Genomic DNA, 9,107 nt, shown 5'->3' with positions numbered 1-9,107 from the left:
GGAAAATGGACTGGCAAATTGGGTAAGACAGTTTTTAAAAACTGAGTTAGAGGAATTTTCTGAAGAACAACAAAATCAAATTTTGAAAAACTTCGAAGCAAAGGTAAGAGATAAATTATGGAATAGTAAAGAATGGAGTATAGATTATAGAAGATTGAGAGTTGTAGCTCATGTTGAAAAATAGGGTTTGATAGGAGGAAAATTATGAAGATAACAGTTATTCACGGTCAATCTCATAAAGGTGTTACATATAAGATGACACATACAGTTTTAGAGTTTTTGATGAGTTCGGAAGATGAACTAAAAGAATTTTTTCTGCCAAAGAATGGTCCAGGGTTTTGTGTAGGTTGTAATAATTGTTTTTTAAAAGGGGAAGAACATTGTCCCGGTGCTGATAAAGTGCAGCCAATTATTAAGTCAATGGAAGAATCAGACGTAATTATATTAGATTCACCTAACTATGTAATGGAGATGAGTGGAGGAATGAAAAATCTAATGGATCACTTTGCATACCGATGGATTACGCATAGACCTCATGGAAAAATGTTCACAAAGGTCGGAATCACAATAAGTTCATCTGCAGGTGCCCTTGCCAATCATACTGTACGATCTATGGCAAAACAATTGAAATGGATGGGAGTTCCAAAAGTCTATACTTTTCCACTTATAAGTAATGCTATGGGGATAAATGATTTAAATGAGAAAAAAGAACAAGAAATAAAAAGTAAAGCACAAAAGGTTGCAACTAAAGTCAAAAAAAGAGTTCAAAATCCTCATGCAAGTTTGCGCTCTAAAATAATGTTTTCTATATTTAGAAAAATGCAATCTTCACCAGATGCCGGTTGGAATCCAACTGATAGAGAGTGGTGGATAAATAATGGCTGGACTAAAGATGTACGTCCTTGGAGGCAATAATTATGCAAATATATTTAATAGATAAGAAAAGTGAAGAAATAAAAGCTATAAGTAAAATATACATAGACAGTTGGAGAATTACATATGATGGATTTGTATCAGATTCATATCTTAAATCCTTGAATTACCATGATGCTGAGAAAAAGTGGACAGAATTTTTAAGTGATACGAACAACTTCATATTTGTAGCTAAGGAAAATAATCAGGTAATAGGATTCGTAGCTGGATGTATCGATGACAAAACCTCTGAAGGGGAACTTTATGCATTATATGTGAATACCACTCTTAAAAATTCAGGTATAGGAAGTAGACTTTTAGAAAAATTTTTCGAGAATATGAAAGAAAACCACATAATTAGTGTAATTGTATGGGCTATGTCAAAAAATAAGAAGGCGATATCTTATTATAAGCATAAAGGCGCTGTTGAGTATAATCATAGAATGAACAATTTTGATGGCGAAGTAGTAGAAGATACTGCTTTGATTTGGAAAGAAATTTAAAATAATGGGTTATCGCAAAATGATTTTTGTGATAACCCTATATAGATTTATACTCCATAATAATATCTAATAGCATGACCTATGTATTGTGTAATTCCATCCCCGTATTGTTTATCAGTTAATTTTGTCAAAACAGGATTAGAATTATCTAAATAATCCTTTGCTATTTTCAATAGTAAATATCTTGCATTATCGATTTTAAACATTTTCTTGTAGCTTTCAGAAAGTCGCTTGACAGCATTTTGTGCTAAATCGAAATTATTTTTTTGTTTTGCTAAAGCAAACTGCTTGTAAGTTTCGTCTATTTCAATTTGTTGCTCTTCAAAACAAGCTCTATTATCTGTTTCCTTTGACATAGCTTCTAGTGCTTTATCCTTGCTACCGTACATTTTGATAAGGTGTGAACTCATTTTTTCATCCTTAAGATTTTTTTCTAGAAGATTGCGGTATGCTTCGACACTTCCAAATTGTTGAACTATTTTTTCAAGAGTATCGCTTTGTATTAAACTAATAGAATGATCGACAATCATTTTAATATCTTCATCATTGAGCAATTCGAAGTTCATATTATCTACTTCATCAATTACATTTTCAATTAACTCGATAGTTCGATTAATATGATTTCGTTTTTGTTCTAGTAGAGATTTTTGATTTAACAATGCTTGTTTTCTATTATAATTTGGATTTTCTAAAATTATTTTTATATCAGATAATGGAATTTCCAATTCTTTGAAAAACATAATTTCTTGCAACCTCGCTAATGCCTCATTGTCGTATAATCGATAACCTGTTTCTGTTAATTGAGTAGGCTTTAGTAATCCTATTTCATCGTAATATCGTAGTGTTCTGATGCTTATACCTGTTATATCTGATACATCCTTTACAGTTTTCATATAATCCCTCCTCTTGGTTTAATCCTAAACCGTTACGTTACGAGAGAGTCAATATTTTACTTGCAAAAATCGTCTAAAGTTTTTTGTAGAGAATTAAAGAATAATCCAACGTGATATCCATCGCATACAGCATGTGCAGTTGTTAGAGTACAAGGCATAAGAATCTTGCCGTCTCTTTCTTCGTATTTTCCAGCTGTAATGATAGGTATATATTTAGGTTCACCGTTTGCGACATATGTGCCAAATCCAGTGAAATTAACCCAAGGTACACATGATACGCAATAGAAGTTCGCTGGTTGACCTGGTTTAACCTTTACACCTTTTACGTCCTTGTAATAATCCATATCCTTAGTAATAGCTGTGTAAAAAGTTTCGAAATCGTCGTCAAAATCAGTCCAGCAATCAGAAAATGTATTATCATCCTTATGGAAAATTGTGTAATTAGGAACAAGATAATCCCATACACATAAATCGCCGTTTTCATCCTCGAACATCTTGAAATTTTCTAAATTATTTAGAGTTTTAGTCAAGCAATAAATAAATGTAGCGTAAAATTTAATATTTTTGCTATGACAGTAATCTATAAATTTTGTAACATCTATGTTTGCTGTCATACTGTAGCCTACCTTTAATTTTTCCTTATAATAAAGGTAGTGGTCCTTACGTTCCCAGTTTTCTATGTCTATTTTTTTGTAATTTGTCACGATAATCACCTCGAATTTTAATTTATAATACAACATAAATAGTAAATTTTACTAAATTACTTCTTAATATTAGTGTATCAAATCAATCTGTATAAGGCAATTTTTAAGGTTTAGATAAGGAGGAAGTTCTATACGAAAAAGGTGTTTGCCCAGTAAATTTTTTAAAAACAGTACTATAATAATTTTGATTATTAAATCCAACAGCTATAGCCACATCAAGTATGCTCAAATCCATATTTAATAGAAGTTTTTTGCTCTTTTCTATGCGAAAATGATTTAAAAAATGGCAAAAAGTATATCCAGTCGTAGCTTTAAAAATACTACAGAAATAGCTTTTATTAATATTTAGATATTCACATACATCGTCAATGCTTATATTTTGATCGTAGTTATCGTGAACATATTCGATGGATTTTTTTATATGCAAGTTAAAGGATTTATTGTTCATTGTTTGATTGAATTTGTCTTTTGCAATATTTGAAATAAAGCTAGAGCAATAATTTAAGCATTCTAACGTACGATAGGGAATAGGAGCATTAGCCTTATTTGTAGATATAGGACCTAGCACAAAAAATCCTTTATATTTATCAATACTTAAGATTTTATAATAAATACTATTGTGTATATTTAAGATGTAATCTATATGATTTTCGCATTTGTCGATTAAATTATAAATATCACTTGTAGGATATATCGCATAAAAATATTCATCATATCCGATTTTATATATTTCCTCAAATTCATAAGAAACAGCCTTGACAGCTATGCTGCAACACTGGTAAAAATCTGTCATAGTTGAAATTATAAAATTCATTTTTTCACCTCAAAATTAACTAAATATATTATAAAAAATGCGAATATATTTAAATTAAAAAACCAAATATATTTTATAATATTGTTAATGAAAATCAATATCAATTAATGGTACATTATTTATATTTGTAAGTCAATAAAATTGATTTAAATACATGACAGCGGAGGAAGAGAATGAACAAGAAAAATATTTTTAAACTTATACTGGATATAGTAATGCTGGTATTATTCGTGACATTTTTTGATAAGAATTTAATCAGCTTTAAATTCCATATTATTAGTGGATTAGTATTTGGAGTGCTTATCTTAATACATATGCTTTTAAATAAAAAATGGATAGTAAATATAAGCAAAAGATTATTTGACAAAAATCTAAAAACTAGAACAAAGGTATCATATATTATAAGTGCAATTTTGTTTGCGATGGTGCTTTTAATAATAGTAAGCGGTATATTTATGATGAAGGCGACAGATTACGATAAAATAGCGATTTGGAGAATGCTTCATATAGGAGCTTCGTATTTATCAATCGTGTTAATTGGTGTGCACGTTGGTCTTTATTGGAGATTTATAAGCAGTGTGGTAAAGAAGGTATTTGCTTGATTTGCCTTATGTTAAAATTAAATATAGATACGGAATGGAAAAGCCTGGGATATATTTTGCGATATTTCCGAGGCTTTTTATTTTTTAGTTGTGTGACATATGTCATTGAAAAAGGATATAAAAAACGATAAAATCTAAAAGTAGATTATTGAATAAAAAATTTATGAAATTGAAATATAAAGGGGATGTTCGTAAATGCAAGTCGAGAAAACTATATGCCCATATGATTGTCCGACTTCATGTGGATTATTAGTAGAAACAGATGGACAAAAAATCTTTAAAGTGACAGGAGACGAAAATCATCCTGCTACAAATGGTCTAATTTGCAAAAAAATGAGAAAATACGAAAAATCTATTCACTCAGAGGATAGAATCCTAACTCCATTAAAAAGAATCGGAAAAAAGGGAGAAGGAAAATTCAAGCCAATAACATGGGATGAGGCTGTAGAGGAAATAACCAATAAATGGAAGCGAATTATAAAAGAACAAGGTGCAAGTGCAATTCTTCCTGTTTACTATTCAGGGGTAATGAGTGTCATACAGAGAAACTGTGGAGATGCATTGTTCAACAAAATAGGGGCATGTTCATTAGTTAAGACTCTATGCTCTTCTGCAAAAGGAGCAGGATACAATTCAGTAATGGGAACTACAGGAGCATTAGATCCTAGAGAGCTTAAGGACAGCGATTATTACATAGTTTGGGGAAGCAACATGAAGGCAACTCGAATCCAAGCTATGCCAGAATTAATCAAAGCTAGAAAGCAAGGTAAAAAAGTAGTTTTAATAGAAGTTTATTCAAAACCGATGGAAAAATACTGTGACCAAGTCGTTTTGATAAAACCGGGAACTGACGGAGCTTTGGCGCTTGCGATGATGAATGTAATGGTAGAGGAAAATCTTCAAGATGAAGAATTTTTATTAGAAAATACTATAGGATATAAAGAATTTAAAGAAACTCTAACTAACTATACACCAGAATGGGCAGAAGAAATAACTGGAATTTCAAAAGAAACAATCGTAAATTTAGCTAGAGAATACGCAGGGGCAAAAGCGCCAGCAATTATTCTAGGTAGCGGAAATTCTAGATATACAAATGGCGGAATGACAGTAAGGCTTATAACAATATTATCAATATTCACAGGTGCTATAAAATACCCAGGTGGTGGATTATGCGGTACATCGCCATCTTCTAAATCATACATAGATAAAAATGTAATAGCACGCAACGATTTTAGAACAAATAAGGCGAGAATGGTAAATATAAACCAAGTTTCATCAGCGTTAAACGATGAAATAAATCCAATTAAAAGCCTATTTGTCTACGCATCAAATCCAGTATGCTCTATAAGTAACCAAAATAAAATGATAAAAGGTCTTTTGAGAGAGGATTTATTTACTGTAGTGCATGAGAGATTTATGACAGATACAGCAAAATACGCGGATATCGTACTTCCTGCAACTTTTTCTGTAGAGCAAACAGATGTCTATACATCTTACGGATACTGTACTTTGGCGACTGCTAAAAAAATAATAAATCCACCGGGAGAATGCAAAAGTGACTGGGATATGTTTAGATTATTGGCAAAATCTATGGGATATCAAGATGATTATTTCGATAAAACAGAGGAAGAAATTTTTGAGGAATTACTTGAAAAATCCTTGAAGGATGTGAAGACTATATCTGAGGAGGATAAAGCTGTTTTAAAACAAGGTGGTGCTATTTCAACGCCATTTGCAAATCACATGGACATCAAAACTAAATCAGGAAAGATACAAATTACAAATGATGAAATGGAAGAAAAGATACCTAGATATATAGAAAACTCATCACAAGATTATCCATTGAATTTAGTTGCTGTTCCAAGTTGTGAAACTTTAAATTCTATTTTCCTAGAGAGAAAGGACATCGTAGAAAAGAGAGGAAAAGTCGCATTAAAGGTCAATCCTAAAGATGCAAAATCTAGAAACATAGAAGATGGTGATGAAATAATTTGCTTCAATGATTTAGGAGAAGTGGGATTCGTAGCAGAGGTTACAGATACTGTAGCTCAAGGTGCTGTAGTAGCAGAGGGTGTTTACGATATGGATTTTTCTATAAATGGAAGATTAGTCAACGCATTACACGATGACAGATTATCTGATATAGGTGAGGCAACTACATTAAATTCAAACACAGTAGATATAAAAAAGTGTAAAAAATATATGAAATAGTATAAAATTTAAAATAGAAATTATTAAATAAGAACAAGGGGGCATATACATGTATAATATAGGAGTTGACATCGGCGGAACAGGAATAAAAATAGGAGTTGTAGATTGTGAAGGAAAAATAGTCTACAGAGACCAATGTAGTACAGATGTAAAAGGTGGATTTGACAAAATTATTTCCGATATAGATGGAGTAATCAGAAGAATTATCAAAGAAAATTCAATAGATGCTTCACAAATTGGATCTATAGGCTTCGGTCTACCTGGTTACATTGACAAAAATGGAAAGGCAAACTGCGTAAATTTAAATTGGAAAAAGGTAGATTTTATAAATTCACTAAAGAATACTTTTCCTGAATTTGATATTTTAGCAGAAAATGATGCAACTGTAGCAGGTTTAGCAGAGAGTAGATTTGGAAGCGCTAAAAACAGTAGCTCATCAGTTCTTATAACTCTAGGAACAGGAGTAGGTGGCGGAATTGTTATCAACGGAAGACCTTTCAGTGGAGCACATGGAGTAGGCTCTGAAATAGGTCATATGATTATAGGGGAAAATTTCTATGATTGTAACTGTGGCAATAATGGATGCTTTGAAACCTTCTGTTCAGCAACAGCGATAATAAAATACGCACAAAAGCTTTTATCAGAAGAAAATGCTCCAACAAGTGCGATACTTGATATGTGTAAAGGAGATATTTCTAAAATAGATGCTAAAATAGTTTTTGATGCATATAGACAAGATGACCAAATAGCAAAAGAGGTCATAGCAAGATTTAAAAAATATTTAGCTATAGGAATAGCAAATATAGTAAATACTTTAGATCCTGAAGTAGTTGCAATTGGTGGAGGATTATCAAAATCATCAGATATAATACTAGACGGGTTAAAGGAAATGGTCAGAGAACATATTACTTATAAGGATGAAGAATTTGCAGATATATTAATAGCGACTTTAGGTAATGATGCTGGAATAATAGGCGCATCAATATTGAAATAAATTTTAAGTAAATATAAGTTCTGCTCGTATTTCTTGATTAAAATACGAGCAGAATAATCTGTGTTTATTTAAAATAAGATTTTTTATCTAAATCAAGCGATGCAATAGTTGAGCAAATCAAAATTTCTTCTAATGCAGTAATTGTAGCAATTATAAAAACTAAATACAGATAAAATTTACATGAAATAAAATAATTTGAAATCGGATAAATAAAAATCAACAACCCAGTTAGTTTATTCAAATAAGTATGAATCATTCCAAACTGCTTAAATCTAATAAAAATCACGATTATAGAAGAAACCTTAATTAGAGCAATTATAATAATCCATATCATCATATAAAAATTCAACTTCAAAATAGGTATAAACTTAAATAAAATAACTGAGATAATAATCACATCTGCAACACTATCGAGTTTAGCACCGAATTCACTAGTAGCGTTTATTTTACGGGCGATGAAGCCATCTAACACATCAGTAATACCACATATTATGTATATTAAAATAAAAGGTAATTTTTCCGGATTTAAATAAAAAAGTACAATAGATAGAATTATTCTTGAAAAAGATAAAACGTTAGGTATATATTTCATTATTTACAATCCTCCAAAGTTCAAATTTATTATATCTTTTATAATATTTTGCCATAAAATAAGGAAAAATCTATATTTTGTTGACATATTTTTACAATAAGACTACTATAAAACTATAAATATAATATATGTCTTCGGGGCAGGGTGAAATTCCCTACCGGCGGTGATAGCCCGCGAACTATTTTTAATAGCTGATTTGGTGAAATTCCAAAGCCGACAGTATAGTCTGGATGAGAGAAGAGAAAATGAATGATGGTTTAGATAGTATTGAGCTCGGAGATGTTTTTCTTCGAGCTTTTTTAGTATAGAAAAATATATACTTTTATATCCGAATTTATATCCGAAGATGTAGAAAATTTGGAGGAATAATAAATGGCAAAATATTATATTGGATTTGATTGTGGTACACAAAGTGCTAAGACTGCTTTATACAGAGATGATATGGTTTGCATGGCTAAAACTCAGATAGCTACAAATTTGAAATGTCCAAAACCTGAATGGCTTGAAATGGATGTAAACGATTATTTATCAGGGGTAATAGAAGGTATAAAATACTGTGTTGAAACTAGTGGTATAGACCCTAAAGATATCAGAGCTATCTGCGGTGATGGTGTTATCTGCGGAATTGTTGGAGTTGACGAGGATTTAAACCCTATTACACCTTATATAAATTATCTAGATTCAAGAACTAAGGAAGATGCAAAATGGTTGAACGAAAATGTCGAGGATATCTGGGCGACTGAAAGTGGAAATGCTTATGTTGATTCTTTTTACCCACCTTTATTTGCGCGTTGGTTCTTAAAAAATGTAGATGGATTTAGAGAAAATGGTGCAAAGCTTTTGAACAATGGACCATATGTTTTAGCTAAATTAGCTGGACTT

General features: G+C 31.1%; 11 protein-coding genes and 1 riboswitch. Of the genes, 7 read left to right on the top strand and 4 right to left on the bottom strand.

The features are described 5' to 3' along the window. The 3 genes from MR593_RS01390 to MR593_RS01380 form a co-directional block, all read left to right on the top strand. Nucleotides 1-184: hypothetical protein (locus tag MR593_RS01390; RefSeq protein WP_331474708.1), on the top strand; the 184-nt coding region annotated here is incomplete at its 5' end. 20 nt (nt 185-204) lie between these two features. Continuing rightward, a complete protein-coding gene (locus MR593_RS01385) occupies nt 205-915 on the top strand; it encodes a flavodoxin family protein (RefSeq protein WP_290686178.1) in 711 nt (236 codons plus the stop codon). Nucleotides 916-917: 2 nt separating this feature from the next. After that, nucleotides 918-1,415, top strand: a complete 498-nt coding sequence (locus MR593_RS01380; RefSeq protein ID WP_290686176.1) for a GNAT family N-acetyltransferase — start codon at nt 918-920, stop codon at nt 1,413-1,415. A 47-nt stretch (nt 1,416-1,462) separates the two neighbouring features. On the opposite strand, the gene MR593_RS01375 is transcribed toward MR593_RS01380, so the two are convergent. From MR593_RS01375 to MR593_RS01365, 3 genes are all read right to left on the bottom strand, one after another. Next, nucleotides 1,463-2,308: a MerR family transcriptional regulator gene (locus MR593_RS01375; protein WP_290686174.1), complete on the bottom strand. Its 846-nt coding sequence runs from the start codon at nt 2,306-2,308 to the stop codon at nt 1,463-1,465. Between the two features lie 56 nt (nt 2,309-2,364). Then, nucleotides 2,365-3,012 (bottom strand): chloramphenicol acetyltransferase, encoded by a 648-nt coding sequence (locus tag MR593_RS01370; RefSeq protein WP_290686172.1) that lies wholly within the window; start codon nt 3,010-3,012, stop codon nt 2,365-2,367. Nucleotides 3,013-3,115: 103 nt separating this feature from the next. Beyond that, on the bottom strand, nt 3,116-3,826 hold the full coding sequence (locus MR593_RS01365) for a helix-turn-helix transcriptional regulator (RefSeq protein WP_290686167.1): 711 nt from the start codon (nt 3,824-3,826) through the stop codon (nt 3,116-3,118). Nucleotides 3,827-3,999: 173 nt separating this feature from the next. Here MR593_RS01365 and MR593_RS01360 point away from each other — a divergent pair, with 173 nt between their 5' ends. The 3 genes from MR593_RS01360 (at nt 4,000) to MR593_RS01350 (ending at nt 7,633) form a co-directional block, all read left to right on the top strand. After that, nucleotides 4,000-4,428 carry a cytochrome b/b6 domain-containing protein gene (locus tag MR593_RS01360; RefSeq protein WP_290686164.1) on the top strand — a complete coding sequence of 143 codons (429 nt, stop codon included), beginning with the start codon at nt 4,000-4,002 and terminating at the stop codon, nt 4,426-4,428. Nucleotides 4,429-4,623: 195 nt separating this feature from the next. Then, a complete protein-coding gene (locus tag MR593_RS01355) occupies nt 4,624-6,639 on the top strand; it encodes a molybdopterin-containing oxidoreductase family protein (RefSeq protein ID WP_290686162.1) in 2,016 nt (671 codons plus the stop codon). 49 nt (nt 6,640-6,688) lie between these two features. Beyond that, nucleotides 6,689-7,633, top strand: a complete 945-nt coding sequence (locus MR593_RS01350; protein WP_290686159.1) for an ROK family protein — start codon at nt 6,689-6,691, stop codon at nt 7,631-7,633. Between the two features lie 64 nt (nt 7,634-7,697). Here MR593_RS01350 and MR593_RS01345 read toward each other — a convergent pair whose 3' ends face one another. Further along, nucleotides 7,698-8,225, bottom strand: coding sequence for a CDP-alcohol phosphatidyltransferase family protein (locus tag MR593_RS01345; RefSeq protein WP_290686156.1), 528 nt, complete (start codon nt 8,223-8,225; stop codon nt 7,698-7,700). A 126-nt stretch (nt 8,226-8,351) separates the two neighbouring features. Then, nucleotides 8,352-8,471, top strand: a riboswitch (FMN riboswitch). A gap of 126 nt (nt 8,472-8,597) precedes the next feature. On the opposite strand from MR593_RS01345, the gene MR593_RS01340 reads away from it, so the two are divergent. After that, a partial coding sequence (locus MR593_RS01340; protein WP_290686154.1) for an FGGY family carbohydrate kinase occupies nt 8,598-9,107 on the top strand: 510 nt, incomplete at its 3' end.

The sequence above is a fragment of the Intestinibacter sp. genome (assembly GCF_022780145.1).
Taxonomy (GTDB): Bacteria; Bacillota; Clostridia; order Peptostreptococcales; family Peptostreptococcaceae; genus Intestinibacter.
This window is presented reverse-complemented; position numbering and strand designations above follow the sequence as displayed.

Bases quoted from the DNA above. Each gene is read 5' to 3' on its own strand.
- MR593_RS01345 (WP_290686156.1), bottom strand. From the start codon at position 8,225: ATGAAATATATACCTAACGTTTTATCTTTTTCAAGAATAATTCTATCT.
- MR593_RS01385 (WP_290686178.1), top strand. From the start codon at position 205: ATGAAGATAACAGTTATTCACGGTCAATCTCATAAAGGTGTTACATAT.
- MR593_RS01355 (WP_290686162.1), top strand. From the start codon at position 4,624: ATGCAAGTCGAGAAAACTATATGCCCATATGATTGTCCGACTTCATGT.
- MR593_RS01350 (WP_290686159.1), top strand. From the start codon at position 6,689: ATGTATAATATAGGAGTTGACATCGGCGGAACAGGAATAAAAATAGGA.
- MR593_RS01375 (WP_290686174.1), bottom strand. From the start codon at position 2,308: ATGAAAACTGTAAAGGATGTATCAGATATAACAGGTATAAGCATCAGA.
- MR593_RS01380 (WP_290686176.1), top strand. From the start codon at position 918: ATGCAAATATATTTAATAGATAAGAAAAGTGAAGAAATAAAAGCTATA.
- MR593_RS01360 (WP_290686164.1), top strand. From the start codon at position 4,000: ATGAACAAGAAAAATATTTTTAAACTTATACTGGATATAGTAATGCTG.
- MR593_RS01365 (WP_290686167.1), bottom strand. From the start codon at position 3,826: ATGAATTTTATAATTTCAACTATGACAGATTTTTACCAGTGTTGCAGC.